This is a genomic window from Saccharothrix mutabilis subsp. mutabilis (assembly GCF_039521145.1).
In the GTDB taxonomy this organism is placed as follows: Bacteria; Actinomycetota; Actinomycetes; order Mycobacteriales; family Pseudonocardiaceae; genus Actinosynnema; species Actinosynnema mutabilis.
In genome coordinates, this window is sequence record NZ_BAAABU010000014.1 from 136,210 (window position 1) to 162,969 (window position 26,760).

Consider the following 26,760-nt stretch of genomic DNA (forward strand, 5'->3'; position numbering starts at 1 on the left):
GAGGCAGCGATGGGCATCGATGACGTGGTCGTCGGCGGGTGCGCGGCGGCATGAGCGAGCACGCCGGCGATCCGGCCACCGAAGCCTTCGTCACCTACCGCAACCTGCTGTTCACCGTGGCCTACGAGATGCTCGGGTCGGCGGCGGACGCGGAGGACGTGTTGCAGGAGACGTGGCTGCGGTGGGTCGAGGTGGACCTGGACCACGTGCGCGACCCGCGCGCCTACCTGGTCCGCACCACCACCCGGCAGGCGCTCAACCGGCTGCGCTCGCTCAAGCGCCGCAAGGAGGACTACGTCGGCCCGTGGCTGCCCGAGCCGTTGCTGACCACGCCGGACGTGGCGGAGGACGTGGCGCTGGCGGAGAGCGTGTCGATGGCGATGATGCTCGTCCTGGAGACGCTGTCGCCGACCGAGCGCGCGGTGTTCGTGCTGCACGAGGCGTTCGGGCTGGGCTACGACGAGATCGCCGAGGCCGTCGGCAAGTCCCGCGACACCGTCCGCCAGGTCGCGCACCGGGCCCGCAAGCACGTGGACGCCCGCCGGCCGCGCAAGGCCGTCGCGCCCAGCGAGGTGCGGGCGGTGCTGGCGTCGTTCCAGCGGGCCCTGGAGACCCGGGACTTCCAGGGCCTGGTGAACGTGCTCGCGCCGGACGTGGTGCTGATCAGCGACGGCGGCGGCGTGAAGCAGGCGGCGGTGCGCCCGATCGTCGGCGCGGAGAAGTTCGTGCGGTACGTGCTGGGCGGCATCGAGAAGTTCGGGGCGGACCTGGCCGCCGAACCGACCACGCTCAACGGCGGCCCGGCCCTGGTCATGCGGGTCAACGGCGAGATGGACGGCATCCTGGCCTGCCACGTCGCCGACGGCCGGATCACGGGCCTGTACTTCGTGCGCAACCCGGAGAAGCTCACGCGGGTCGCCGAGGAGACGGTGTTGACGCTGGGCTGAAGCACCGCGGCGCGTGGGTCGCGCCGCGGTGCGGCCGGGGGTCAGCCGGTGACCGGCGCGTCGAGCAGGATCACCTCCGGCGACGGCGTGGCGCAGCGGACCGGCGTGGGCGGTTGGCCGTTGAGCGACAGCTCGGCGGCGGCGGTCGCGAGGCTGATCTTGACGTGCCCGGAACCCGGGTCGGGGGTCCACGGGCCGGCGGTCAGGGTGCCGTCGTCGGGCGGCAGTTCGACCACGACGTCACGACCCCGGGTCAGCGTGGTCTCGGGGATCGCGAAGCCCTCGCCGAGCACGTTGGTGGCGCCGGGCGAGCCGCCCGCGGCGGCCAGGGTCAGCTCCGTGACGCGGCCGGACGCGCGGGTGATGCCGGCGTCGAGGAGGCGGTCCACGGTCGCGGCGGGGATGATCAGCGCGCCCGACGACTCGGTGAACCGGATCGCGCCGCTGCGCGCCACCGACAGCGGGGTGAACGCGCCGACCGCGATGCCCACGTCGAAGGGCTGACCGAGGACCGTGCAGCGGTAGGGCGCGTTGATGATGCCGACCTGGTGGTTGACCGGGATGCGCGGGAAGTCCAGCGGCACGCCGTGGAAGGCGAGCGGGGGTTGCCCCGCCGGCCCGCCCACGGCCATCGACAGCAACGCGTTGCCGGCCACCGGCAGGCAGTCGGCCTTGAGCTTGAGCACCAGGCCCCAGGCGGCCTTGAGCGTGATCAGCACGACCGCGCGGTCGAACTGGAGCGTCACCACGCCGGCGTCGGGCGCGGTGAACGGGCCGATGTCGGGGAACGTCGCGGCGGGGTCCACGGGCAGGCGCACGGTGAGTTCCTGGCCGGCGGTCAGCGCGATGTCGTTGACGTGGATGCCGTCGCCGGCGATGTTGTAATGCGTCGGAGTGGCATTGCGCGCGCCGATGCTCATGTTCGTGACAATGGCGTCCACGCGGTTGACGCCGAACGTCGCGCCGAAATCGGTGAGCCAGCGCGGGAATGTCATGCTGCCCGAGCCCTGGGTGAGGAAGAACTGCTGGCCGGGGCCGAGTTGGGTGGGCGCGACGCCCTGGATGTCGACGTTGAGCGGCAGGTCCAACACCTTGAGCCCGCCCAGCTCCGGCAGGGTGATCGCGCAGGTGATGGGCAGGTTGAAGCGGCCCGCGTCCGCGCCGATCGGCGGCAGGTCCTCGGCGTCGAGGGCGTTCGCGGGGGTGGCGGGGGCCGCGACGAGGAGGGTGAGGATGGCGGCGAACACCGCTGCCGCGCGCCTGCGCAACGGTAATGGCGACATGGTTCCTCCGGGATGTGGTACCGAGCAGTACCCGAGGAACGCTACGGTACCCGGGTCTTTCGGGGCATATCTCGGCGCGTATTCCGCGAATCCAACGGAAAAGCGTTCCGCGGATTTGTCGACGCGCTCGGTATCCTGGCCGGCGTGGACGTCACCGACAAGCGCCTGCCCGCCGGGCGCCGCGGCCTGACCCGCGCGGAGGTGGCGTCGTCGCAACGCGGCCGGATCATCGCCGCCCTGTTCGACACCGTGGCCGCGAAGGGCTACCCGGCCACCACGATCGGCGACATCGTGGGCCGGGCCGAGGTGTCGCGGCGGACGTTCTACGAGCACTTCGCCGGCAAGCAGGAGTGCTTCCTGACCGCGTTCGACCAGGCCGTGGCCGACATCGGGGTGCGCCTGGCCGCCGCGCTGGCCGACGTGCCCAAGGACGACTGGCGCACGCGGCTGCGGCGGTCGTGGCACACGTTCCTCACCGCGCTGGCCGAGCACCCGACGGCCGCGTGGTCACTCTACGTGGAGACCTTCTCCGCCGGACCGGCCCTGATCGAGCGGACCAGCGCGGTCAACGCCGGTTTCGCCGAGCTGTTCCGCAAGCTCCACCACCGGGCCCGCCACGCCGACCCGACCGTCCCCGCCGTGCCGGCCGCCGTCTTCGACCTCTACATCGGCGGCACGGCCGAACGCATCCGCCACTGCCTGCACACCGGGGGAGCCGCCGCGCTGCCCGGTCTGACCGACCTGTTCGAGGCCACGATGCTGGCGCTGATGGGACAAGTCGATCAGGTTTCGAGAAGCGGCGACTGACCGGCCGCACCTAGCGTCGTGCCCATGACCGCCCACGCCCCCGTCGCGGAGGTGCACCGCTGATGTGCCTGTACCGCTTCCCCGGCGCAGCCGCCGCCATCGCACAGGACAAACCCGCCGACACCCCGCCCGACCTCCCCGAACAGGCCGCCGCGCGCGAGCCGGAAGCGCGGGAACCCGCGAACACGGGCTTGTCCTGACGTCGGCGTCAAGGCCCGGCGACGGTCGACGTGCTCTCGCGCGGTCGGATGCGGTCGCTCACCGTGGGGCTCGGGCTCGGGCTCGGGCTCGGGGTCGGGCTCGGGCCGGGCGAGGCGCCGGCGGTCGGCGTGGACTCCGCGTCCCCGCGGTCGGCGGGCGGACGAGGCGATCGGCGCGCCGGCGCCGCAGGAGCGGGCGGCCCAGTGGGCGCTCGTCCGGTCCGGTTCGCGCTCCGGGTGCCACCCCGCCCCGCTGCTAGCTCAGCGTGATTGCGCTGAACGGGCTAGTGCTTTACTTCGATCCAACAGGCATCGTTCTCCGCTGATCGCATCGACGTGGCGGCGGACTGTCGCCTGTGTACGGGGGGCTCCAACCAAGTGGTGTCTGTCTTTGGCGTGCGCGGAATCAGACGGGTGGCCGCGTTCGCGGCTCTGGTGGTCGGGTTCGGGGTGGTGCAGCCGGTTGTCGCGGTGGCGGCGCCCGAGCCGGTGCCGGTGGTGGACGAGGCGCCGGACGAGGTCCGCGCGCAGGCGTTGGCCAAGCAGCTCGGGCGGTCGGTGCGGATCACCGGCCGGACGACCGAGACCGACGAGGTGTGGGCCACGCCGGACGGGTCGTTCACCTGGCGGCAGCACCAGCGGCCGGTCCGGGTCCGGCGCGACGGCGGGTGGGCCGCCGTGGACACCACGCTGGTCAAGCGCGCCGACGGCAGCATCGCGCCCAAGACGACGATGGTGGACCTCGCCTTCTCCGGCGGCGGGCGCGCCACGCCCCTGGCGAGGATGGCGCACGAGGGTTCGGAGATCGGCCTGACCTGGGCCGCCGACCTGCCCGAGCCGGTGCTGGACGGCCCCAGCGCGACCTACCCCGAGGTGCTGCCGGGCGTGGACCTGAAGGTCACGGCGGACGTGATCGGGTTCTCCGAGGTCCTGGTGGTCAAGACGCCGGAAGCCGCGCGCGACCCCCGGTTGCGCAAGGTGACGTTCGGCTCCCACACCAAGAACGCCAAGGTCCGCCCGGCGGCCAAGAAGGCGGCGTCCGACCCCGGCCTGGAGGTCGTGGACGCGGCCGGTTCCGTGCGGTTCACCGGTGACGCCACGCGGATGTGGGACTCCAGCGGCGACGGCGAGGTCGGCAGGCGCACCGCGGTGATGACCGCCGAGGTGACCCCCGAGAGCGTCAGCATCATCCCGGACCAGGAGTTCCTGCGGCACGAGGACACCAAGTACCCGGTCTACCTCGACCCGGACTACTCCTGCGGCAACTGCGGCAAGGCCCACCACGTCGTCGTGCAGTCCGGCTACCCGACCGCGAAGAACTTCGACGCCTGGCAGGGCGACCTGGGCGACCTCAAGGCCGGCTACCAGAACTCCGACTCCTCCGGCGTCTCGCGCTCCTACGTGCAGATGAACACCAACCCGGTGCGGTGGAAGAACATCCACTGGGCGACCCTCAACACCACCTTGAACTACTCGTGGTGGGGTTCGGGCAGCGCCAAGCCGACCGAGGTCTACCTGTCCGGCTGGATCGACGGCAACACCACCTGGAACACCCAGCCCGGCGCGGGCACTTTCCAGTCCTCCAGCAACGTCACCAACCAGTCCAAGGCCGCGAACGTCTCGATGCAGTTCGACGTGACCGGCGCGGTGCGCACCGCCGCGGCCAACGGCTGGGACCTCACCACGTTCCTGCTCAAGGGCGAGCAGGAGGGCAACACCTACTCCTGGCGGCGCTTCGGGCTCAACCCGTACCTGGAGACCCACTACAACTCCACGCCGAACAACCCGTGGAGCCACTCGATGCAGAACGGCACCCTGCCGTGCGTCAAGGGCGAGAACCGGCCGTGGGTGGCGACCCGGACGCCGCAGTTGCAGGCGTGGGTGTCCGACCCGGACGGTGGCGGCCTGGAGGTCATGATCGCCACCAGCGGCGGGCCGTACGGCGCGGACGTGCCCGGCACCTACTACGACAACGCCGGCTCCCGGCCGTACGTCGGCACGCCGGGCGCGAACCAGGGCGCGTTGGCCCAGGTCGCCGTCCCCAGCGGGTGGATCGGCTCCGACGGCGTCTACAAGTGGGCCATGAAGGTCTACGACGGCGAGGCCTGGTCGCCGCGCTGGGACTGGGACTGCGAGTTCTTCGTGGACGCCACCCCGCCGCTCGCGCCGGTCACCAAGCCGACCAACACCCCGGTCAACCAGGGTGACATCGCGACCTTCGACATCAGCGTCGACATGGCGACGGCGAACCTCTACGACATCGACCGGTTCGTCTACACCCTCGACGGCAGCGAGCCGTCCACCCAGGGCTCCCCGTCGGTGCCCGCCACCCGCAAGGACGAGGGCGGCAAGATCACCGCGACCGCCCAGCTGTCCACCACGGCCCGCAACGCCAACCAGAACCTGCTCAAGGTCCGCGCGGTGAACAAGGCCGGCACGCCCGGCCCGAACGCGTCGTGCGTCGCGCCGCTGACCACCGCGGGCACCGCGCCCAACACCGCGTGCGCCTACGTGGTGCAGCCGTTGACCTCCGCCAAGTACCTCAAGGGCGCGTGGGCGCTGGACGACCAGTTCGGCGCCACGGCGGCCGACAACGTCGCCACCCTCAACCCCGGCCAGACCGCGCACCCGGCCACGCTGGGCGGCGGCGCCGGCTGGAACGTCGGCCACAACCGCGGCAACTCCTGGACCCAGGCCGACGCGTTCGGCGCCAAGGACGGCGTGAAGGGCGGCCTGCAACTGGCCGCCGACGGCCACGCGGCCACCGCGCAGCCGGTCGTGGACACCACGCAGTCGTTCAGCGTCTCCGCGTGGGCCATGCTGAACCGGAACGACGGCTACTACAGCGTCGCCTCGCAGGACGCCGGCACGGTCAGCGGCTTCTACCTCCAGTTCTCCCAGGACCTCGGCAAGTGGTCGTTCTCGACCACCGACAGCGACGCGGTCAGCGACACCGCCAACCGCGCCACCTCCGCCGACGGCGCGGCGGTGCCCGCGCTGGGCGTCTGGACCCACCTGGTGGGCACCTACGACGCCCCGGCCAAGCAGCTCTCGCTGTACGTGGACGGCAAGCTCGCGGGCACGAAGGTGATGGCCAACCCGCTGTTCGCGGCGACCGGACCGTTCGTGATCGGCGGCGCGAAGTGGTCGGGCACCCGGGTGGACCTCTTCCCGGGCAAGATCGACGACGTCCAGGCGTGGCAGCGGGTGCTGTCGGCGCAGGACGTGCGCGACCTCGCGGGCGTCTCGACCTCGCGCGCCGGGCTGGGCCTCGCCGAGGGCGCGGCGGAGAAGCTGGCCACCGGCGCGACCGGTGACGAGTACTCCGGCGACTACGTGCCCGCGCCGGTGAAGTCGTTGCAGGGCTACTGGAAGTTCGACGAGGGCTCGGGCACCACGGCCGCCGACTCCAGCAACAACGGCGCCGGCTACGACAACAACCTGATCACCACCGGCGCGTCCTGGGTGCCCGGCAAGTCCGGCAGCGCCCTGCGGTACAGCGGCACGTCGGGCAGCTCCAGCCGCTCCACCGGGCCGGCGGTGAACACCTCGCAGTCGTTCACCGTGTCCGCGTGGGTCAAGCCGGACGACCTGAACGGCTACTACGGCGTGGTCGGCCAGTCCGGGACCGACGTCCCCGGCTTCGCGATCCGGTACTCGGCCGACGTGAAGACGTGGATCTTCGGCCTCAACACCGAGGACCGCGCGGGCGCGGAGACCCAGTGGACCTACGCGCCGGGCCTGCCCGCGACCACCGACTGGACGCTGGTCACCGGCGTCTACAACAACGAGTCCAAGCGCATGCAGCTCTACCTCGACGGCCGGCTGGTGGCCGCGCGGACCTTCACCGGCACGCCGTGGAACGCGGCCGGCAAGGTCACCGTGGGCTCGTACGACTTCTCCGCGCCGGTCCACTTCTTCAAGGGCGCCATCGACTCGGTGCAGCTGTGGCAGCAGGCGCTGACCGCGAGCCAGGTCGCCGCGCTGGCGGGCCTGCCGTACGTGGACTCGGCGTGGCACGTCAACGGCCACTGGTCGGCCACCGCGACCGGCGCCGTGTCCCTGGTGACCGAGGGCGACGCGGCGTACGCGAAGTTCATCCCGAACGCCGGCACCGGGCTGACCCTGCCCAAGGCGCAGGACTTCCGCACCGACCGGTCCTACACGGTGTCGGCGTGGGTCCGGCACGACTCGCCCACCACCGACACCAGGGCGGCGGTCAGCGTGGGCGACACCACCAACGGCGCGTTCATGCTCGGCTACCGCAAGGACAACATGCCCGAGGGCCGCTGGTCGCTGGCCATGCCGTGCCACCGGGACCAGGCGAACTGCCTGCTCTACGCGTGGAGCGACGCCAAGGCCGAGAGCGGCCGGTGGACGCACCTGGCGATGACCTACGACCGGGCCACCGGCGCGGCGTGCCTCTACGTCAACGGGCAGAAGCAGTCCCAGTGCATCGCCAACGCGCCGGTCTACGACGGCAACGGGTCGCTGTCCGTGGGCAACTACAAGTGGGGCGGCAACGTGGTGGACCTGTGGAGCGGCGGCATCGCCGGCGTGCGGGTGCACAGCGGCGTGCGGACGTCCGCGCAGATCCAGGACGACCGCACCGCCGACGACCCGGGCACCCTGTTCGGCTCCGTCCACTGACCCCCGCCGCGACCACACCACAGGTGAAGCACATGAGACGCAGCACCGTTGTGACCTCTGTCGTGACGGCGGCCCTGATGCTGACGGCCACCGTCACCGCGAGCGCCGCCCCGGCCGAGAAGGGCTGGCACGGCCTGGGCTGGGACCTGCCCGCCGTCCAGCAGACCGAATCCGTGCCCGGGACGGCCGACCAGCCGCGCCCGGCGCCGGAGAGCGAGACCCGCACGCCCGCGCCGACGCCGGACGTGCGGCTGCCCGAGACCGGCAAGGTCGAGGTGGACCTCGCGCCGGCCGGGGCGGGCACCAGCACCGCCGCCGTGGCCGCCGGGGGGTCCGGGTTGGCGCTGGGCCGCGGCCAGGGCCGGGCGGGCCGCGCGCCGGACGGCCGCGGCCCCGCGAGCCGCGCGGCGGGCAAGGTGGAGGTCGAGTCGCTCGGCCTGCGCGACGGGCGGGCGCTCTACCGCGTCAGCCCGAAGTCCGGCGACACCTCCGGCCCGATCACCGTCCGGCTGGACTACTCCGGGTTCGCCGAGGCGTTCGGCGGCGACTACGGCCGCCGCCTGCGCCTGGTGTCCTACCCGGACTGCCACCTGTCCACGCCGGAGCGGCCGGAGTGCAACGTCGCCACCCCGGTCGAGCACACCAACCGGGACAAGGCGCTGGTCGGCGAGACCACGCTGGCCACGGCCACCGTGCTCGCCGCCACCGCCGAGGGCGACAGCGGCTCCGGCGACTACACCGCCACCCCGCTCTCCCCGTCGGGCACGTGGACCGCGGGCGGCTCGTCGGGCGCGTTCACCTACAGCTACCCGATCAAGCTGCCCGCGGCGCTGGGCGGCAACACCCCGGCGCTGTCGCTGTCCTACTCGTCGGCCACCGTGGACGGCGCGACCTCGGCCACCAACAACCAGCCCTCCTGGATCGGCGACGGCTGGACGCTGGGCGCTGGCGGGTTCGTCGAGCGCGCCTACAAGCCGTGCGCCAAGGACCTGGGCGGCAACAACGGCCAGACCAAGACCGGCGACCTGTGCTGGGCGAGCGACAACGCGACCATCTCCTATGCCGGCCGCAGCACCGTGCTGGTCAAGGACACCGCGACCGGCGCGTGGCGGCCCCGCAACGAGGACGGCTCGCGCGTCGAGCGGCTGACCGGCGCGGTCAACGGCGCGCGCGAGGGCGAGCACTGGAAGGTCACCACGCCCGACGGCACGCAGTACTTCTTCGGCCTCAACCGGGTGCCGGGCTGGTCGGCGGGCAAGCCGGAGACGCAGTCGACGTTCACCGCGCCGGTCTACGGCAACAACAGCGGCGAGCCGTGCCACCAGGCGACGTTCGCGGCGTCGGCGTGCACCCAGGCGTGGCGCTGGAACCTCGACCACGTGATCGACACCCACGGCAACGCGGTCGTGTACTACTACCAGCCGGAGGTCAACGCCTACGGCCAGAACATGAACGTCACCACCGCGGGCACCTCCTACGTGCGCGGCGGCCACCTGCTGCGCATGGAGTACGGCCTGAACGCGGCGGCCGGCGGCAACTTCGCCCAGGCCCCGGCCCGGGTGCTGTTCGACACCGCCGAGCGGTGCGTCCCGGGCGGCGCGGTGACCTGCGACCCGGGTCAGCTCAACACCGGCACGGCGAGTTCGTGGCCGGACGTGCCCGCCGACCGCCTGTGCGCGCCCGGCGCGGTGTGCAAGGTGGTCTCGCCGTCGTTCTTCACCCGCCGCAAGCTCACGACGATCACCACCCAGGTGGCCAACGGGTCCGGCGGCTGGCTGGACGCCGACCGGTGGGCGCTGGCCCACTCGTTCCCGGCCACCGGCAGCGGCGACAGCCCGTCGCTGTGGCTGGACGGCGTGACCCGCACCGGCCTGGTGGGCGGCAGCGCCACGCTCCCGGCGACCACGTTCGGCGGCACGGCCAAGTCGAACCGGACGCTGGCCTCGCAGAACCACACCAGCCTGTCCCGCCACCGGATCACCGCGATCACCGGTGAGCTGGGCGGCACCACCACGGTCACCTACTCCGAGCCGGACTGCCAGTCCGGCACCCCGGACCCGGCGACCAACACCACGCGCTGCTACCCGGTGCACTGGACGCCCGGCGGCGCGAACGACCCGGTGCTGGACTGGTTCAACAAGTACGTCGTGACCGACGTCAACACCGACGGCCGCACCACGCTGGGCAAGCAGGTCCGCGTGCACTACGACTACCTCGACGGCGGCGCCTGGCACTTCGACGAGAACTTCTTCCAGGAGGACAAGTACCGCACGTGGTCGCAGTGGCGCGGCTACGGCGTGGTCAAGACGACCACGGGCAACCCGGGTGACGAGGCCGGGCCGCGGACGGTCACCCAGACCAGGTACCTGCGCGGCATGGACGGCGACAAGGCCGCCTCCGGCACCAGGTCCGTCGCGGTCGCCAACTCCCTCGGCGAGAACACCGCCGACAGCGACCAGTACTCGGGCTTCGCGCTGGAGACGCTGTCCTACCTGGACGGCAACGTCATCGCGGCCACGCTGAACGACCCGTGGTCCTCCGGCGCGACCGCGACCGACGCCAACGGCGTCAAGGCCCACCACGTCGGCACCGGCGCGTCCCGCAAGCGGGTGTGGCTCGCGGCGTCGAACAAGTGGCGCACGTCCCGCACCGCGACCACGTTCAACGGCCACGGCCTGCCGACCGCGGTGCAGACCGAGGGTGACGTGGACGACCAGGCGCAGACCTCGTGCACCCGCACGACCTACGCGGAGAACACGGGCGCGTGGCTGCTCACCCTGCCCAAGTCGGTGCAGAAGGTGTCCGGCCCGTGCACCGAGGCCAACGCGGCGAGCAGCGCGAACATCATCTCCGAGGCGCGCACCCTGTTCGACGGCCAGGCCTACGGGGTCGCCCCGACCCGGGGTGACGCGACCGAGGTGCACACGCTGTCCGACTGGCCGTCCGGCGGGACGGCGGTGTTCCAGACGCCGACGGTGAAGACCGGCTACGACACCGTCTACGGCCGGGTCGTGTCGGTGACCGACGCGCTCAACCGCACCACGAACACCACCTACACGCCGGCGACCGGCAGCCCGGTCACCAGGATCGAGACCAGCGCGCCGCCGGTGACCATCGCGGGCGTGTCGACGCGCCTGACCACCGTGGACGAGCTCAACCCCGCCAGCGGCGTGGTCACCGGCAAGGTGGACCGGTCGGGGCTGCGCACGGACCTGGCCCACGACCCGCTGGGCCGGCTCACCGCGGTCTGGCGGCCCGGGCACACCAAGGGCTCCTCGCCCGCCGACGCGACCTTCGCCTACGCGGTGAACACGACCACGCCGAGCGTGGTCACGGCGAACCGGTTGCTGGCCTCCGGCCAGTACGCCACCAGCTACGTGCTCGTCGACGGCCTGGGCCGGACCGTGCAGACGCAGTCGCCGACCCCGTACGCCCAGGGCGGCCGGGTCGTCGAGGACACCCTGCACGACTCGCAGGGCCGGGCGTGGAAGGCGCACGCCCAGTACTGGAACAGCACCGCGCCGCAGCCGTCGCTGCTGGTCGTGCAGGACAACGCGGTCCCGATGACCACGGTGACCCAGCACGACTCGGCCGGGCGGCCCACCGCCGTGATCACCCTGAACGACGGCACGGAGCTCAAGCGGACCACGACCACCTACGACGGTGACCGGGTCACCACGGTCCCGCCGCCCGGCGGCACCGCGTCGGCCGTGATCACCAACGGGCTGGGCCAGAAGGTCAAGACCCAGCAGTTCAAGGACCGCGCGCACACCGGGCCCAACGACCCGGCCGACACCACGGCGCACACGTACCTGCCGTCGGGCCTTCAGCACACGGTCACCGACAGCACGGGCGCGAACAAGTGGACGTTCGGCTACGACCTGCTGGGCCGCAAGGTCACGCAGACCGACCCGGACGCGGGCACCACCACCACGGAGTACGACGCCGCCGGGCAGGTCGTGCGGACCACCGACGGCCGGGGCAAGGTGCTGGCGTACACCTACGACGCGCTGGGCCGCAAGACCGGCATGTTCGAGGGCACGACCTCGGGCCTCAAGCGCGCGAGCTGGGCCTACGACACCAAGCTCAAGGGCAAGGAGACCAACGCCGTCCGGTTCGACGGCGGCAAGGCCTACGTGCGCGCGGTGTCCGGGTACGACGAGGCGGGCCGGCCCACCGGCACCACCGTGGTGATCCCGACCAGCGAGGCCGGGATCGGCGGCACCCACTCGTTCCCGATCACCTACGACCCGAACACCGGGGCGGTCGCCACGGTCAGCTCGCCCGGCGTGGGCGGCCTGCCGGCCGAGACGATCTACCGGACCTACGACGCGCTGGGCAACCCGACCGAGTCGTTCGCGGCCGACGGCAACGGCGGCACCAAGCTGGTGTCGCTGACCGAGTACAACCCGTTCGGGCAGGTGCTGCGGCTGAACCTGGCCGACGCGAACAACCCCAAGCAGGTCTCGGCGACCCACACCTACGAGTCCGCCACCAACCTGCCGGCGTCGGCGCTCGTGGTGCGGTCCACGGCCACCGACCAGACCGTCACCAACCGGGCGTACACGTACAACAAGGCCGGTGACATCACCCGGATCGGGGACGTCGGCGACACCCAGTGCTTCGGCTACGACCACCTGCGCCGCCTGACCTCGGCGTGGACGCCGGCGTCGGGGGAGTGCTCGGTCGCGGCGACGGTCGCCGGGCTCGGCGGCGTGGCCCCGTACTGGACCGACTGGTCCTACGACCCCACCGGCAACCGGGTGGAGCAGGTCAAGCACACCGCGGCGGGCGACACGAAGACCAAGCTCGACTACCCCGCGCCGGGCTCGCCCCGGCCGCACGCGGCGACGACGGCCACCACCACCGGCCCCGGCGGCACGACCACGGCGACCTACGGCTACGACGCGGCGGGCAACACCACCGCCCGCCCGGGCCACTCGCTGGACCACGACGTCGAGGGCCACCTGGCCGTCGACACCGACACGGCCACCGGCAAGCCGACCCGCTACCTGTACGACGCCGACGGCAACCGCCTCATCACGCGCGAACCGTCCGGCACCACCCTGTACGCGGGCGACGTGGAGCTGTTCGTCCCGACCGGTTCCACCACGGCCACCGGCACCCGGTTCTACACGCACGGCGGCAAGAACGTCGCCCGCCGGACCACGGCCGGCCTGACGTGGACGATCGAGGACCACCAGGGCACCGGCACGGCGTCGGTCGACGCGGGCACCCTCGCCGTCACCCGCCGCCACCAGGACCCGTTCGGCGTCGGCCGGGGCACCCCGCCGGCGTCGTGGCCGGACCGCCACGGCTTCATCGGCGGCGTGCAGGACGCGTCGGGCACGGTCCACCTCGGGGCGCGCGAGTACGACCCGACCCTGGGCCGGTTCACCGCGGTGGACCCGTTGCTGGACCAGAACAGCCCGCAGCAGTGGAACGGGTACTCCTACGCCAACAACAACCCGGTCAACCTGACCGACCCGGACGGCACCGAACCCCGCGGCGGCCCCTGCTACAACGTGCCCGGCCACGGCTGGATGCGCGGCGACGGCTCGGCCTGCGCCGGCGCGGGCGACGACAAGCCGTGGCAGAGTTGCAGCGCCTGCGGCAACGCGCCGCACACGGTCAAGCACCCGCAGGGCAAGCCGGAGTACGGCTCCGACCAGGCCAAGCACAAGCCGTACCGCAAGCTGTCGGTGCTGGAGGCCGGCATGGCGGCGCACGACATCAACGCCCGCCTGGAGCACATGGGCCTGGTCGGGTCCGCGGTGTGCGCCCTGTACGAGCTGACCTGCGAGCTGTTCGGGCACTGGGCGGGCAAGTCGGGCAGCGACTACATCCTGCGGCCGGACCAGATGTCCCAGGTGTTCGAGGACGCGAACTGGAAGAACGAGCGCGAGGAGCCGATCAACACGTTGAGCGCCATGGCGGCGGAGAAGTGCGCGGGGACGGCGACGTGCACGGTCAACATCGACAGCGGCTGGCTGAAGGGCGTCGCGAACTCCAGCACGGACAACACGCTCGCCTTGCAGAGCATCGAGTACCGGATCTCCGGCCAGGTCACCGTCACCCGGGAGAACGGTGGCGGCACGCGGGTGCGGGGCGCGGTCACGGTGGACCTGATCAAGGACTACAACTTCGACGAGGGCAAGCTCGTCAAGGGCGTCTACGATCTGACCTACCTGTCCCAGATGCCGGATGCCGGGCTGGCCCAGGACTTCGTGGTCCGGGGCAGCCAGACGCTGACCATCGACCGGAGCCGTTAGTGCCGTTGAAGGCCTCCTGGACCATCGCCGCCGCGCTCACGGGCGCGGCGGCGGTGGTCGCCGCCGTTGTGCTGTTGCCCGGCGACGACCCGCACGCCTACCCGGGCAGCAAGTCGGGTTTCTCGCTGGAGGAGGCGCAGGAGCAGTCCTCGGTGCCGCTTCCGGGGTGCGCGCGGGAGACGGCGAGGTTCTACCTGGGGCCGCGGTTCGCCGACAGCACGATCGTCATGGACTTCACGGCTCCGGAGGACTGCGTGGCGAGCTTCCTGACCGGGGTCGGCATCGACGGCGCGACCCCGGTCGTCCAGTGGACGCCGATCTTCACCGAGAGCGGGCCGCCGATCCATCCGCCTCCCGGATCGGGCATCACCTGGGACTTCCCGCGCACCGACCGGGTGGAGTACTGGACCGTCGAGCGGACCGACGGGGTGAACGACCACTCCGTCCTGGTCGTGGTCAACCGCTCCGCCCAACCGCAGCACGTCTACATCCGCGCCTTCCCGGCCGGCTGACGCGCCCCTGTCGCTGCCCCCGCGGACGTTGCGCCCGGCCGCCGGGGCGCGACAGTGGTGGGATGGAGCGGGAGCGGAGTGGGTCCGAGCGGCGCGGTCACCGGGCCGCCGCGCCCCGGCCGGTGGTCGAGCACCCGGTCGAGGCGCTCCAGCGGCTCGCGGGCAACCGGGTCGCGGCGGCGTTGCTGTCGGTCCAGCGGGACGGGCCGCGGGCCGCGACCGGTTCCGAGCAGCGCACGTTCGTCGAACTGCTCGTTCGGTTCTTCGACGGGGCCGCCGACTTCTACCGCACGCGCGAGATGGTGCAGGCCGTTCCCGCCCTGCCCGCCATGCCGCACCCGACGCCCGAGGCGAACCTCGCCGAGATCGCCCGGGTGCTGGCCGCGTGGAAGCCGACCTACGACAACGGCCGGCGCATGATCACCGACTCCCTGCAAGGCGACGCCGCCCTCACCGAACAGTTGCGCGGCAGCTACGAACGCGCGTTGTCGGCGCTGCACGGCCTGGCCCGCAACGGCCCACGCGTCAACGTCGTCCTGGTGGCCGCGCCCGGCCGTGACGACGACCAGTTCATCCGCAACGCCGCCGCCTACGCGCGGACCTACTTCGGGCGACCCGCCGTGCCCGGTGACACGGTCGTCGTGGTCGAGGGCGTCGACTCGCTCGACGGGCTTCTGTCGGCCGTCGAGAGCGCGCAGACCGAGCGGATGGTGCGCCGGGTGGACGTCTTCGCGCACGGGACCATCGAGCCGTCCAACCAGTTGAAGCTGGCCGGCCGCTGGCACTCCGCCGCGCAACTGGAGGCCGCGTTGTCGGCTCGCCGGCTGACCAGCGAGCACCTGCAGAGCGCCACCCGGTTCGACACCGGCTCGACGCTGGAGTTCCACGGGTGCCGGCTCGGCGCTGGGGAGGGGGAGCGGTTCCTGCGGGCCGCCGGGCAGGCCGTCGGCGGCGACCGGGGGCAGCAGGCCGTGGGGTACCGGCAGCGGTGGTTCCCGCGGCGCTACCAGCTCGACTGGCGGGGGCACCCGGTCACCGACACCGGTCGGGACGTCTACGGCGACAGCGCGCTGCCGATTCGGTTCACCCGCGGGTCGGAGCGGCAGCGGGTGGCCAACCGGAACCGGTTCGTCGCCGACTTCGAGCGGCACGCGGTGCGGCTGTTCGACGAGGTGGTCGCGGGCAGCGCGGAGCTGCGGTCCTTCGCCACGGCCCGGGAGGTCGCCGACGGCACCTTCTCCCGAGCCCGCAAGATCGAGATCATGCGGGCGATGTACGACGCGAACGGCGCGTGGCTGCTCGGGTTCCTGCACCCGGCGCACCAGGTGCCGGACATGGACCCGACGCAGGCGCTGCCCCTGGACGACTACACGTTCACCCGCGAGCACGCCGCGTGGGAGAGCCAGACCCTGCGGATCCGCGTGGGGCCTTGACGGTGGAGGAGAGCTGGGGAACTAGGAAGTGGAGTAGAAGGAAGCTCCCCAATAGCCTCGCAGCCGCAAGGTACCACGTCGGTGTTCAGTTCGGGACGAGAGTGCGCAAGGTGGCCCGTGTGATGACCGTGGACCCGTCCGGCAACCCGTCGGGCCGCTCGACCCCGATGTAGGTCACGGGCTCGGTGAACGTCGATCCGGGCGTCCAGGTGGTGTACGAACCGGCTTTCGCGCGCAGCAGGTCCACGACATCGCCGACCGTCGTGGCCCGTCGTTCCACAATGGACCGCGCGAGCACGGACGCCGTCACGTGGTTGGTCTCCACGCGGTTGCCCCAGTCCGCGCCGCGCAGGTAGAGGTGCAGCCACTTCGCCGACCAGGAGCCGTCGTCGTGGCGCCGGAACAGCACGGGCGCCGCCACCCGGCCGCTGCCGCGCAGGTCCGAGCGCATCCGGACGGTGGCGGGTTCGAACGGGCGGCCGAGCTGGTCGCGGTCGCGGGTCATGTAGCCGAAGACGGACTCGGCGACGTCCGGGAAGCCCTCGCCGGAGAACACCTGCACCTGCGGGACGACGTACCGGGCGGTCACGGTGTCCAGCGGCACGTCGATGAACTCCGTCGCGCCGTCCCGCGCGTCGGTGACGTCACCGGAGTGGTAGGCCCCGCCGGACTTCAGGTTGGTCCACGACACCTGCCCGGCGAGGGCGAAGTCGTCGTCCAGCAGCAGCACGGACAGGTCGAAGTCGGTGCTGCGCCGGGTCTGCCGCCAGTGGGTGAAGAACCGGAGCAGGTCACCGTCCAGGCGGGACTCGGAGCCGCGCGGCAGCACGCCGAGGCCGTCCGCGGTGGCCTTGTCGGACAGCGGGACCGCCAGGCCGAGCACCTCCGGGTCCACCACGAGGCGGTCGTGGGCGGGCAGGCGGCGGGTCAGTTCGGCGTCCAGCGCGGCGGTGATCCGGTCGACCAGGGCGGTGTCCAGGGGCGCTCGTTCGTCGGCGGTGGTCCAGCCGCGTCCTTCGCGGTTGATGAACACCCGGGCGGTGTCCGGCGTGGTCCGGTTGGCCAGGTGTTCGCGGACGGAGACCAGCACCCGTCCCGACACCCGGTCAACCGCCGACTCGACCGCCCGTACGACATCCTCGCCGCCGCCGGCCCGCAACACGCGGTCCACCGACCGGAACAACACCCCGGGCGCACCGGCCAACAACCGAACCGCCCCGGGAACGTCCCCTTCGCCGAACCTCTCCTCCACCCGCCCCGCGAAGGACCGGACGACCTTGTCCTTGCGCGCCACCGCGAACACGTCCTGCGCATGCGGAAACGCATCGTGCTCGTGCGGGTGCAACCGCTCACCCAGCCGCTTCCACCGCTCCCGGTGGAGTCCGACGTCACCCAGCTTGCCCGGACCGGCGGCCACCAGGTCGTCCAACGCCCTCATCAACACCCGCCGCTCCGACCGCCGGAACGACCGGAACCGGGTCGGCCGCAGGAGGGTCGGGTCCCCTCCGGACGCCGCACAAGCCAGCCGCAGCACGTCCGTGACGGTGTCCACACCCATCAGCGGCAGCCCGGCCGCCAACCGGGCCGCGTTGACCACGGCCCGGTTCTCCCGCACGGGAACGCCGGCCGGCACCTCCGGGCACCGCTGGGCCAACTCCCGCAACAGCCCGAGGTCCGCCTCGCTCAAGGGCACCGGACTGCCGGCCATCTCCAGGAACAGCGCCCGGGTCTCCTCCTCGACGGTCCCACCGAGGTGCAGCACGGTGAGCCGGTCCTTGACCGAGGGGATCAACTCGTCGTGGGCGGCCAGCATCTCCTCGTACGAGTGCTGGACGCGCCCGTAGGTGGGCAGCGCCAACAGGTTGACCACGGGCGGCGGCGGGGCGTCCCCGATCGCCTTGCGCAAGCAGTCCAACCAGAACTCCAGGGTGTCCGGCACGCCGTGCGGGAAGTCCCGGAAGTAGGGGTTGTGCACGACATGCCCACCCACCACCTCCCGCAACGCCGCGACAACCCGAACCGTCAACGCCGTCGCGGCTGCCGGCTCCAGCCCGGAGACGTGCCGCAACAACTCCCCGGAGGCCTTGAACCCGACCTGCACCAACACGGCGTCGAACCGCCGAGCGACCGCCCGCCCGTCCCCGGCCCCACCGGGCGACCGCGGCACCCGCAACGTCTTCGAAACCAGCACTCTGTCGTCCATCGCCCGCAATTAGAACAGCCACCCCCACACCCCCGCCCCGAATTCCGTGAGGCGAAGCCCAACCGCGCCCGCCCGGCTGGTCCGGTGATACCCCGGTAGCACGCTCAAGACGGCACCCCGGTACGACGACGTGCGCCGCGTCCGCGCCTAGTTTGCTTCGTCATGAGCACACTCCTCACCCGCCTCGGTGTCCGCCCGCGACCGGGCGTCGGCCGCGCGGTGGCCGCCGCGCCGTTCGTGCTGCTCGCGCTGTACCTGGTGGCCCGGGGCTGGTGCTACCCGCTGTGGCCGGACACCATCGGCGCCCTCGGCCACCCGTTCACGCCCGACCCGCTGCTCGGGCAGGCGTGGGGCGGCCCGACCCTGGTGGGAGCGTGGGCCGTGCACGCGGCGCTGGCGCTCGCGATGCAGGCGGTGTGCGTCGGCGCGCTGCGCCTGATCTACCCGCGCCGCCCCTGAGCGCTACCGGACCAGCACCGCCGCCACGGCCAGCGCGAGCACCGAGCACACGGTGACCACGGGCGTGAGGTGGGGAAGCGGACGGGTGGTCGTGCGGCCCCGCGTGTAAGCGGTGCCACAAAAGGCCAGCCACGCCACGGCGATCAGGACGAGCGCGGCGGGGTGGTCGGCGGCGTGGCGGGCGGCCAGGATCGCCACCACGGTGAACGTCAGCGCGGTGCGCCGCCACGCCAGGTGCGTGCGCTCGGGCTGCAAACCGGGGTCGGTCACGGCCCGCTCACCACGATGGTCACGATGACCGCGCACGACAGGCCGAACAACAGCAGCGCCAGCACCGCCGGGAACCGGGTCACCGGCAGCGGTTCGCCGCGGCGCATGGCGCGTTCGCAACGGACCCAGTGGTGGACCGCCCGCAGCGCGCACACCGTGCCCAGCCCCACGGCGGTCAGCGCGACCGCCGTGCGCAGCCCGGGGTGCAGGTCCGGCAGGAACTGGTCCACCGCGAGGCCCGCGCCGACCAGGGCGAGCGCGGTGCGGATCCAGGCCAGGAACGTCCGCTCGTTGGCCAGGGAGAACCGGTAGTCCGGCGTCTTGCCCTCGGCGAGCAGCCGGGCGGGGGAGAACCACAGCCGCAAGTCGCGCATGGGTCCATTGTGGCAGTTCGCGCGTCTCGAACCTGACACCTCGGGCGGCCGTGTGCGGCGAAGGTGCGGCGGGCCCCAGCGCACCGGACGCGGTGGTCCGGTGGCCGGTCCCGGTGCGTTCGACCAGCCCGAGGGCCACGGAGACCCCCTTCGCCGGGTCCCGGCGTCAGCCGAGACGCTTGATCTCACCTCGTGTGCGGTAGAAGGAGCCGCTGGCCGATGTCAGGATCTCCGACACCAGGTAGCGCGCGCCCGGGACGCGGATGTTCTTCGGGAACTGCACGCCCCACGTCCGGTCGTAGCCGTCGGAGATCACGTGGACGCGCAGGCGACCGCCCTCCTGCACGCACTCCACGACGACGCCCTCGCCCGCGGCCGCCGGCGAGACGACCTCGACCTCCGCTGTCGCCTCCACGCGGGCGATGGCGCCGGCCTTGATGTCCTGGCGGGGCGGGAGCTGGCCCTGTTCGGCGGCGTGCACGGCGGCCGGGCTCGCGTCCAGGCAGGCCAGGGAGCCGTCCGTGGTCACCAGGTACAGCCGTTCGTCCCGGTACTGCATGGAGAACGCCGAACCGCAGCCCGTCGCCAGCTTCCACAGCCGTGTCCCGTCGGCGGCGAAGCAGTACACCGAGGACTGGTTGTCGCCGGCGAACACGAACTCCCCGTCGGGCGACGTCGCGCACGAGAACACCGGGGCGTCACAACGGTAGTCGCCCGTCTTGCGCCCGTCGGCCTTCGCGAACCGGTGCACCCACGCCCGGCTCGTGCCGGCGAAGACCTCGGTGCGCTCCTGCCACCCGAACAGCACCTCGCCGACCGTGTCGGCGTGCCACGCCCGGCGCCCGCGCCCGGTGTAGTGGGTGACGCCCCGCGAGTGGCCGTGGAAGACGCCCTCGTCCGAGCACCGCACCATCCACGCGCTGTCGCCGCTGGCCGGCATCGACCACTGGAACTCGTCCTCGTGGTCCACCACCGTCACCCGGCCCTGCCGGTCGGACACGCCCAGCACGCCGTCGTGGATGTCCAGCCAGTAGATGTCCACGTCGTCGGCGATCTCGTAGGCCACCCGCGGCACCTTCGCCCCCAGGTCGTAGACCCGGCCGTCGTCGCAGCCCGCGTAGATCCAGAAGTCGTCGGCCACGATGCACTTGACCGAGTCGGGCAGCCCGAACCGCCCGGTGACCCGGCCGTCGTGGGTGAGCGTGTAGACGTCGCCGTTCTCGTTGCCGACCCAGGCGTGGTCCTCGCCGATGAAGATGCCGAACGCGGGCGCGCCCGAGGCGAACCGCCACAGCACCGGCGCCTGGTGGGCGGTGGAGCGTGTGCTGACGATCTGCCGCCGGCTCACCGGACGGCGTTGCCGCTCGCCCTTCACGGCCGGCGCGTAGCCCTTGCGGACCTTCTCGCCGATCTTCTTCTCCGCCGCCTTCAGCGCCTTCGCGTGGTCGGCGAAGCTCGCCGTGCGGACCTGCCCCTGCTCACCGATGCGCCCGAAGGTGATCGTGACCTCGGTGTTCTCGACGCGCACCTCGTAGAACTTGTGCGCGCCACCACCCGACTCGGACAGCTCCAGGTACGTCGTGCCGGACATCGCCTTCCCCCTTCTGATCAGCTCGTGATCAAGGTAGCGAGGGGGTACGACAATCCCCGGCGTCCGGCCGCGGGAGGACCTGCCGGCAGCCGCCGCCGACCGGGTGGCACCGGCCCCCACGTCGGCCGGTGAGCCGCCCTACCGAGCGCAGGTCGGCGCGAAAACCGTGAACCTGGTTATTCGTCAATCCCGTTGTGCGGGCCGACGAGACGGGGCGGGTCCGTCGAGCAGCGTCGGAATGGTGCCAACGGCCTATCAACCCGCTCTGACCAGGTCGGTCACCCGTGCGCCGGAATTGGCAAGAACCGCTTTTGTCATTTCTTGAATTGCGAGATCAACCGCTACTAACGTTCTCCTTCTGGGCGTGCCGCCGCATCACGGGCGGTTGCGCGCCGAATCTTCCAAATCGAGGAGGAAATGATGAGGGCAATTCCCGTCCTCGCTCTGACCGCCGCCGCCCTGGTCGCGTCGGCGCTGCCCGCCGGCGCGGACACCGCGCTGGAGGACCGGGCCGTCGCCGCCCTGTCCGTCGAGTCGTCCGCGCGCCTGGAAGCGCGGGGCGCGGCGGTCGTCGTGCCGACCACCATCGTGTGCGCCGCCGACGGGCAGGGCTCGCTGTGGGTCCAGGTCACCCAGAACGTGCGCGGGGACATCGCCACGGGCGACCGCTACGTCTCGATCACCGAGTGCACCGGGACGTTCCAGCAGGTCGACGTCACGGTGGTGTCGCGGACCAAGGCGTTCCGCCCCGGCACGGCGTACGCGACGGCGTCGCTGAGCGTCTGGACCCCGACCGACTGGGGCACCGCCGAGCAGGAACGGACCATCACGATCACCCGGTGACGTCCGCCCGGTCCGGGTCGGTGCCCGTGGATCCCTCCGCGGCCCGGCCCGGCCCCGTGTCCCGCACCTTCGAGAAACGCGAGGTCAGCAAGTGTCCACGTGGTTGGTACGTGTGCTGGCGGCGGTCGTCCTGGGCTTGGGTGTCGCCGTGGTGCCCACGGCCCACGCGCTCGCCGCGCCGCCCGGTGACACGGCCGTCGCCCGACCGCCCATCGCGCCGCCGTTGCCGCCCGGCGTCTCCCACCTTGAGTGGTCGGTGCCCGACTACATCGCGGCGTGGGAGGAGCAGCACGGCCGTCCGATGACCGACGACGAGCGCGCTACGCTCGCGCGGGGGTGCATCGGCGTGACCGTGGTGAACCTGGAACGCGACGACGTGGTCAACCCGCCGTTGGGGCTGTCGTTCGACACCTTCAAGCGGGCGCGGGCGGTGCAAGCCGCGTTGAACGAGATCCTGGCGTCACGGCCGACCGCGCGCGAGTACGCGGCCCAGGTCCGGCGGCACCCGCTGTTGAGCGGCTTGCGCAACGTGCTGTCGGCCTACCCGTCGTGGATCGACTCCAGCGAGCTGACCGCGGCGCTGTTCTCCAAGCGGTTCTGGAGGAAGCAGGACCCGTCTTGGACAGACGAGCAGGCCGCCGCGGTGTTCCGGCCCGACCCGACCACCGGGCAGGTGGACATGGGCAAGTACCGGTACGTCGCCCGTCCGGGGTACGTGAACTTCGACTACGGCTGGTACGACGAGGACAACCGCAACTGGTGGCACGCCAACCACGCCGAACCCGGCATGGTCGTCTACCAGAGCACGAGCCGGTTCTACTCGCGCCCACTGCTCGACTTCGACGCGCAGGTCTACACGGTCGCGTTCGCCAGGGTGCCGTGATGGACCTCAACGTCCACGTGGGACAGCGGATCACCCTGCACGGCACCGCGCACAACGCGCACGCGGGAGCCGTGGTGGTGCCCGAAGGCGGCGAACTTCCCGTCTACGTGCAGCACTTGGCCGCATGGGGCGGAAGAGCCGGTCAGGACGTGCGTGTAACGGGTGTCCTGCGGCTTGTGCCGCCGACAGTGCGCCCGGGCGGGCCGGTGTCCCACGGTCTGACGGACCCGGTCTACGTGCTGACCGAGCCCGTCGTGGAGAGCTAGTCCGCCAAGGGGATCATCAAGTGGGTGACCAGGTCGTCGGGCGAGGCGGTGGCGGGGTCGGAGACGTAGACCTCGCGCAGCGGGCCCCGCAGCGGGTGCCCGTGCTCGACGCACCAGGTCAGCAGGGCGTGGGCGGTGAGCGGGACCTGGTCGTAGGGACCGACGTGGGTGGCGCGGGCGAACGTCCCGCCCGGCAGCACCTCGTCGCCGTCGTCGGCCACCAGCGCGACGCGGACCTCGAACGCGTCGACCATCCCCACCGGGAACAGCCCGATCAGTTGCGGCACAACGGCTCTCGGCAGCAGTCGGGCCACGGCGGCCGACGTCGCCCGAGCCACGTCGGTCGGGTCGGCCGCCCGTTCCGAAGCCACCACCACCCGTCGCGCGGGCTCGAAGACCACCTGAACGGGTGTCGCGGGCAACCCGTCGGACATCACGCGCTGCAACGCCGCCAGGGTGCGCCGCCGCCGCGCCAACTCCTCCTCCTGCGCCCGACGCACGTCCTCCAGCGCCTCCGCCGACCCCGCCAACACGGCGGCGACGACCGGCAGTGGAACGTCCAACGACCGCAACAGGCCGATCGACAACGCCTGTCGCGCCTGGTCGCGCCGGTAGTACCGGTAACCGGTGGCGACGTCCACGTGCGCCGGCACCAGCAGGCCGAGTTCGGCGTAGTGCCGCAACTGCTTGACACTCAACCGGCTCAACCTGGCGAACTGCCCGATCGGCAGCAACTCCGCGTCCACGGGCACCAGCATGGACCGAGGCCGAAGTGCCGCCGTCCGGGGACTGGGTCCGACCACCCCCACCGCGCGACAATGTCCGCCGAGCCGGGGGAGGCGCGGTGTTGAGTGATCGGGTTCGGGCACGGGTCGCGGCGGCGCACTTCTGGCACCTCGCCACGGTCAACCCCGACGGATCGCCGCACGTGTCACCCATGTGGGTGGACATCGAGGATGACCACATCGTGTTCAACACGGCCGTGGGGCGGGTGAAGGAGGAGAACCTGCGCCGCGACCCGCGGCTGTCGCTGTCGTGCGTCGATCCGGCCGACCCCTACGACCGGGTGGTGATCCGGGGCCGGGCGGTGGAGTTCGTTCTCGGTGAGGAGGCGGACCGGTCCATCGACGCGTTGGCGCGCAAGTACCTGGGCGTGGAGCACTTCGCGTGGCGGGTGCCCGGTGAGCAGCGGGTCAAGGTCGTGGTGCAGCCGACGCACGCCCGGCACGTGGTCGGCGTGGAGCCGTTCAGACCCGGCTCGGGGCCATCGCGTCCACCGGAACGGTGACACCGCGGTTCCGGCGGTCGAGCGCCGCCGCCAGCAGCGCGAGCAGCAGCGCGGTGCCGGACAGGAGCGCGCCGACCCAGTTCGGCGAGGTGTAGCCCAGACCCGCGCTGATCACGAGACCGCCCAGCCACGCGGCCAGGGCGTTGCCCAGGTTGAACGCGCCGATGTTCGCCGCCGACGCCAGGGTGGGCGCGGCGGAGGCCTGGTCGAGGACCCACTTTTGCAGCGGCGGCACGGTGGCGAAGCCCAGTGCGCCCACGAGCGTCAACGTGATCGCCGCAAGGACGCGGTCGTGCGCCGTGAAGGTGAACATGAGCAGGGCAAGCGCCAGACCACCCAATGAGGTGAACAACATCGGCATCAGGGCGCGGTCCGCGAAGTGGCCGCCGACCAGGTTCCCGACGAACATGCCGACCCCGAACAGCACCAGCAGCCACGTGACCGCGCCGGCGGAGTACCCGGTGACCTCGGTCATCATCGGCGCGATGTAGGTCACGGCGGCGAACACACCGCCGAAGCCGAGCACGGTCATCGCCATGGCCAGCCACACCTGGACGTTCCGGAACGCCGCGAACTCCGTCCGCACGGTCACCCCCTCGGGACGGCCGCCCTCGGGCACCAGCTTCGCCACGCCCAGCAACCCCACGACTCCCAGCGCCGTGACCACGGCGAACGTGGCCCGCCAGCCCACCTCCTGGCCGATGAACGTCCCGCCCGGCACACCCACCACGTTGGCCAGCGTCAACCCCATGAACATCAGGGAGATCGCCGACGCCTTCTTCTCCGGGGCGACCAACCCCGCCGCGACCACGGACCCGACGCCGAAGAACGCCCCGTGCGCCAGTGAGGCGACAACGCGACCGGTGAGCATCACGGCGAACACGGGTGCCACGGCGGACAGGGCGTTGCCCACGATGAACAGACCCATCAAGAACATGAGCATCTTCTTGCGCGACACCCTGGTGCCCAACACGGTCAGCAGAGGGGCACCCAGGACGACACCCAGCGCGTAGCCGGTCACCAGCCAGCCCGCGGTGGGGATGGTGACGCCGAAGTCGGCGGCGACCTGGGGCAACACGCCCATGATGACGAACTCGGTGGTGCCGATCCCGAATGCACCGATGGCCAGCGCCACGAGCGCGAAAGGCATGAGAGGACCTTCCCGATGACTTGCAACAGGCTTGTACAGGCGTCCGACGGTAATTGCAGACGCTGGATACTTGCAAGCGCGGGTTGTGCTAACGTGACGGATGTCCCTCCGGACGAGTGAAAGGCCAGGACGATGACCGCCACCACCCCCTCCATGACGGCGCTCGCTGCCGGTTGGTGCGCGCTGTCGGTCCTGCACGACCGCATCGAGGGCCGCGTCGAGCGGGCCTTGCAGGCTGGGCACGACCTGAGCGTGCGGGAGTTCTCGCTGCTCGAAGTGCTCAGCCGGCAGCACAACGGCGAGGGTGGCCACCTCCAGATGCACCAGGTCGCCAACGCGGTCGTGCTCAGCCAGAGCGCCACTACGCGCCTGGTGACGCGCCTTGAGGAGCGCGGCCTGCTGTCGCGCTACCTGTGCCCGACCGACCGGCGTGGCATCTACACCGACGTGACCGAGGCCGGTCTGACGCTTCTGGACGAGGCTCGCCCCACGCACGGTGCCGCGCTGCGGGAAGCCCTCGATGAAGCCCGCAAGGACGCGGCGCTCTTGCCGTTGGTCGAGGCCGTGGAGGCGTTGGGGACCGAGCGCGCTTCGTAGCCGCTCCGGCCGGCGCCGGCGGTGCCCTGGTGCGACAGTGCCGGGCGTGGTGGATCGGTCGGTCGTCGCGTGGATGCTGGGCGCTTTCGTGGTCGCCTTCGTCGTCACGCGCGTGGTGACGCGGCTCATCCGTGCCGGGCGTGGGCCGTTCCGGGACATCTCGGTGGGCGGGGTCCACGTGCACCACCAGGTGTTCGGGATCTTCTTGCTGTTGGGGACGGGCGCGACCGCGCTGGTGTTCCGGCCCGCCGACGGGTGGGCGGACGCCACGGCCGTCGGGTTCGGCATCGGGGCGGCGTTGACGTTGGACGAGTTCGCGCTGTGGTTGCGGCTGGACGACGTCTACTGGGGTCCGGAGGGGCGGCGGTCGGTGGACGCCGTGCTGGTCGCGGTCGTGGTCGGACTGCTGTTGCTGGCGGGGTTCTCGCCGTTCGACGACGACCCGGACGACGGCAGCCTGGCCGCGGTGCTGGTGGTGGCGGTGAACCTCGTGTTCGCCGTGGCGGCGATCCTCAAAGGACGGACGCTGCTGGGCATCTGCGGACTTTTCGTGCCGCTGCTGGCTTTGTACGCCACGTGCCGGGTCGCGCGACCGGGCTCGCCGTGGGCGCGTCGCTGGTACCGGCCGGGGTCGCGGCGGCTCGCCAAGTCGCTGCGGCGGTTCCCGCCGGACCGGCGCAACCGGTGGGACCCGGTGGTGGACCTGTTCGCCGGACCGCGCTGAATTGTCGT

Annotated in this window: 21 protein-coding genes; 14 read left to right on the forward strand and 7 right to left on the reverse strand. The window is 71.9% G+C overall.

Features of this window, described 5'->3' with window-relative positions; genetic code table 11:
- Positions 1-50: 50 nt before the first annotated feature.
- Positions 51-947 carry an RNA polymerase sigma-70 factor gene (locus ABD126_RS26225; RefSeq protein ID WP_343936587.1) on the forward strand — a complete coding sequence of 299 codons (897 nt, stop codon included), beginning with the start codon at positions 51-53 and terminating at the stop codon, positions 945-947.
- A 41-nt stretch (positions 948-988) separates the two neighbouring features.
- Here ABD126_RS26225 and ABD126_RS26230 read toward each other — a convergent pair whose 3' ends face one another.
- The gene (locus ABD126_RS26230; RefSeq protein ID WP_343936588.1) at positions 989-2,230 is read right to left on the reverse strand and encodes a hypothetical protein; all 1,242 of its coding nucleotides are present in this window, start codon (positions 2,228-2,230) and stop codon (positions 989-991) included.
- Positions 2,231-2,374: 144 nt separating this feature from the next.
- Between ABD126_RS26230 and ABD126_RS26235 the strand changes: the two genes are divergently transcribed.
- From ABD126_RS26235 to ABD126_RS26260, 6 genes are all read left to right on the forward strand, one after another.
- A complete protein-coding gene (locus ABD126_RS26235; RefSeq protein WP_343936589.1) occupies positions 2,375-3,037 on the forward strand; it encodes a TetR/AcrR family transcriptional regulator in 663 nt (220 codons plus the stop codon).
- A gap of 62 nt (positions 3,038-3,099) precedes the next feature.
- Positions 3,100-3,237, forward strand: coding sequence for a hypothetical protein (locus ABD126_RS26240; RefSeq protein WP_343936590.1), 138 nt, complete (start codon positions 3,100-3,102; stop codon positions 3,235-3,237).
- Between the two features lie 396 nt (positions 3,238-3,633).
- Complete coding sequence (locus ABD126_RS26245) at positions 3,634-7,887, forward strand: LamG-like jellyroll fold domain-containing protein (protein ID WP_343936591.1); 4,254 nt, start codon at positions 3,634-3,636, stop codon at positions 7,885-7,887.
- Between the two features lie 32 nt (positions 7,888-7,919).
- Positions 7,920-14,159, forward strand: coding sequence for an RHS repeat-associated core domain-containing protein (locus ABD126_RS26250; protein WP_343936592.1), 6,240 nt, complete (start codon positions 7,920-7,922; stop codon positions 14,157-14,159).
- Positions 14,159-14,671, forward strand: a complete 513-nt coding sequence (locus ABD126_RS26255) for a hypothetical protein (protein WP_343936593.1) — start codon at positions 14,159-14,161, stop codon at positions 14,669-14,671. Before ABD126_RS26250 ends, ABD126_RS26255 begins: the two co-directional genes overlap by 1 nt.
- Before the next feature lie 62 nt (positions 14,672-14,733).
- On the forward strand, positions 14,734-16,104 hold the full coding sequence (locus ABD126_RS26260) for a hypothetical protein (protein ID WP_343936594.1): 1,371 nt from the start codon (positions 14,734-14,736) through the stop codon (positions 16,102-16,104).
- A gap of 85 nt (positions 16,105-16,189) precedes the next feature.
- On the opposite strand, the gene ABD126_RS26265 is transcribed toward ABD126_RS26260, so the two are convergent.
- Positions 16,190-18,307: a TerD family protein gene (locus tag ABD126_RS26265; RefSeq protein ID WP_343936595.1), complete on the reverse strand. Its 2,118-nt coding sequence runs from the start codon at positions 18,305-18,307 to the stop codon at positions 16,190-16,192.
- A 162-nt stretch (positions 18,308-18,469) separates the two neighbouring features.
- Here ABD126_RS26265 and ABD126_RS26270 point away from each other — a divergent pair, with 162 nt between their 5' ends.
- Positions 18,470-18,766: a hypothetical protein gene (locus ABD126_RS26270; protein ID WP_343936596.1), complete on the forward strand. Its 297-nt coding sequence runs from the start codon at positions 18,470-18,472 to the stop codon at positions 18,764-18,766.
- A gap of 3 nt (positions 18,767-18,769) precedes the next feature.
- Here ABD126_RS26270 and ABD126_RS26275 read toward each other — a convergent pair whose 3' ends face one another.
- The 3 genes from ABD126_RS26275 to ABD126_RS26285 all read right to left on the reverse strand — a co-directional run bounded on the left by ABD126_RS26275 (position 18,770) and on the right by ABD126_RS26285 (position 21,001).
- Complete coding sequence (locus ABD126_RS26275) at positions 18,770-19,036, reverse strand: DUF202 domain-containing protein (protein ID WP_343936597.1); 267 nt, start codon at positions 19,034-19,036, stop codon at positions 18,770-18,772.
- Positions 19,033-19,410 carry a YidH family protein gene (locus tag ABD126_RS26280; protein WP_343936598.1) on the reverse strand — a complete coding sequence of 126 codons (378 nt, stop codon included), beginning with the start codon at positions 19,408-19,410 and terminating at the stop codon, positions 19,033-19,035. The genes ABD126_RS26275 and ABD126_RS26280 overlap by 4 nt, the downstream gene beginning before the upstream one ends.
- Positions 19,411-19,576: 166 nt before the next feature.
- Positions 19,577-21,001, reverse strand: a complete 1,425-nt coding sequence (locus ABD126_RS26285; RefSeq protein ID WP_343936599.1) for a WGR domain-containing protein — start codon at positions 20,999-21,001, stop codon at positions 19,577-19,579.
- A 420-nt stretch (positions 21,002-21,421) separates the two neighbouring features.
- On the opposite strand from ABD126_RS26285, the gene ABD126_RS26290 reads away from it, so the two are divergent.
- From ABD126_RS26290 to ABD126_RS26300, 3 genes are all read left to right on the forward strand, one after another.
- Positions 21,422-21,844, forward strand: coding sequence for a hypothetical protein (locus tag ABD126_RS26290; RefSeq protein WP_343936600.1), 423 nt, complete (start codon positions 21,422-21,424; stop codon positions 21,842-21,844).
- A gap of 91 nt (positions 21,845-21,935) precedes the next feature.
- Positions 21,936-22,727 (forward strand): hypothetical protein, encoded by a 792-nt coding sequence (locus ABD126_RS26295; RefSeq protein WP_343936602.1) that lies wholly within the window; start codon positions 21,936-21,938, stop codon positions 22,725-22,727.
- Positions 22,727-22,993 carry a hypothetical protein gene (locus ABD126_RS26300; RefSeq protein WP_343936604.1) on the forward strand — a complete coding sequence of 89 codons (267 nt, stop codon included), beginning with the start codon at positions 22,727-22,729 and terminating at the stop codon, positions 22,991-22,993. The genes ABD126_RS26295 and ABD126_RS26300 overlap by 1 nt, the downstream gene beginning before the upstream one ends.
- Here ABD126_RS26300 and ABD126_RS26305 read toward each other — a convergent pair.
- Positions 22,990-23,751 (reverse strand): MerR family transcriptional regulator, encoded by a 762-nt coding sequence (locus ABD126_RS26305; protein ID WP_343936605.1) that lies wholly within the window; start codon positions 23,749-23,751, stop codon positions 22,990-22,992. The genes ABD126_RS26300 and ABD126_RS26305 overlap by 4 nt on opposite strands.
- A gap of 86 nt (positions 23,752-23,837) precedes the next feature.
- On the opposite strand from ABD126_RS26305, the gene ABD126_RS26310 reads away from it, so the two are divergent.
- Entirely contained in the window at positions 23,838-24,281 is a 444-nt protein-coding gene (locus ABD126_RS26310; protein ID WP_425542884.1) for a PPOX class F420-dependent oxidoreductase, read from the forward strand.
- On the opposite strand, the gene ABD126_RS26315 is transcribed toward ABD126_RS26310, so the two are convergent.
- A complete protein-coding gene (locus ABD126_RS26315) occupies positions 24,241-25,431 on the reverse strand; it encodes an MFS transporter (protein WP_343936607.1) in 1,191 nt (396 codons plus the stop codon). The two genes, ABD126_RS26310 and ABD126_RS26315, sit on opposite strands and share 41 nt — an antisense overlap.
- Before the next feature lie 132 nt (positions 25,432-25,563).
- Between ABD126_RS26315 and ABD126_RS26320 the strand changes: the two genes are divergently transcribed.
- Both ABD126_RS26320 and ABD126_RS26325 read left to right on the forward strand, forming a co-directional pair.
- A complete protein-coding gene (locus ABD126_RS26320; protein WP_343936609.1) occupies positions 25,564-26,028 on the forward strand; it encodes a MarR family winged helix-turn-helix transcriptional regulator in 465 nt (154 codons plus the stop codon).
- A 46-nt stretch (positions 26,029-26,074) separates the two neighbouring features.
- Positions 26,075-26,752 carry a hypothetical protein gene (locus tag ABD126_RS26325; RefSeq protein ID WP_343936610.1) on the forward strand — a complete coding sequence of 226 codons (678 nt, stop codon included), beginning with the start codon at positions 26,075-26,077 and terminating at the stop codon, positions 26,750-26,752.
- Positions 26,753-26,760: the final 8 nt, after the last annotated feature.

Bases quoted from the DNA above. Each gene is read 5' to 3' on its own strand.
- ABD126_RS26225 (WP_343936587.1), top strand. From the start codon at position 51: ATGAGCGAGCACGCCGGCGATCCGGCCACCGAAGCCTTCGTCACCTAC.
- ABD126_RS26230 (WP_343936588.1), bottom strand. From the start codon at position 2,230: ATGTCGCCATTACCGTTGCGCAGGCGCGCGGCAGCGGTGTTCGCCGCC.
- ABD126_RS26240 (WP_343936590.1), top strand. From the start codon at position 3,100: ATGTGCCTGTACCGCTTCCCCGGCGCAGCCGCCGCCATCGCACAGGAC.
- ABD126_RS26250 (WP_343936592.1), top strand. From the start codon at position 7,920: ATGAGACGCAGCACCGTTGTGACCTCTGTCGTGACGGCGGCCCTGATG.
- ABD126_RS26260 (WP_343936594.1), top strand. From the start codon at position 14,734: ATGGAGCGGGAGCGGAGTGGGTCCGAGCGGCGCGGTCACCGGGCCGCC.
- ABD126_RS26265 (WP_343936595.1), bottom strand. From the start codon at position 18,307: ATGGACGACAGAGTGCTGGTTTCGAAGACGTTGCGGGTGCCGCGGTCG.
- ABD126_RS26270 (WP_343936596.1), top strand. From the start codon at position 18,470: ATGAGCACACTCCTCACCCGCCTCGGTGTCCGCCCGCGACCGGGCGTC.
- ABD126_RS26280 (WP_343936598.1), bottom strand. From the start codon at position 19,410: ATGCGCGACTTGCGGCTGTGGTTCTCCCCCGCCCGGCTGCTCGCCGAG.
- ABD126_RS26285 (WP_343936599.1), bottom strand. From the start codon at position 21,001: ATGTCCGGCACGACGTACCTGGAGCTGTCCGAGTCGGGTGGTGGCGCG.
- ABD126_RS26290 (WP_343936600.1), top strand. From the start codon at position 21,422: ATGAGGGCAATTCCCGTCCTCGCTCTGACCGCCGCCGCCCTGGTCGCG.
- ABD126_RS26300 (WP_343936604.1), top strand. From the start codon at position 22,727: ATGGACCTCAACGTCCACGTGGGACAGCGGATCACCCTGCACGGCACC.
- ABD126_RS26305 (WP_343936605.1), bottom strand. From the start codon at position 23,751: ATGCTGGTGCCCGTGGACGCGGAGTTGCTGCCGATCGGGCAGTTCGCC.
- ABD126_RS26315 (WP_343936607.1), bottom strand. From the start codon at position 25,431: ATGCCTTTCGCGCTCGTGGCGCTGGCCATCGGTGCATTCGGGATCGGC.
- ABD126_RS26320 (WP_343936609.1), top strand. From the start codon at position 25,564: ATGACCGCCACCACCCCCTCCATGACGGCGCTCGCTGCCGGTTGGTGC.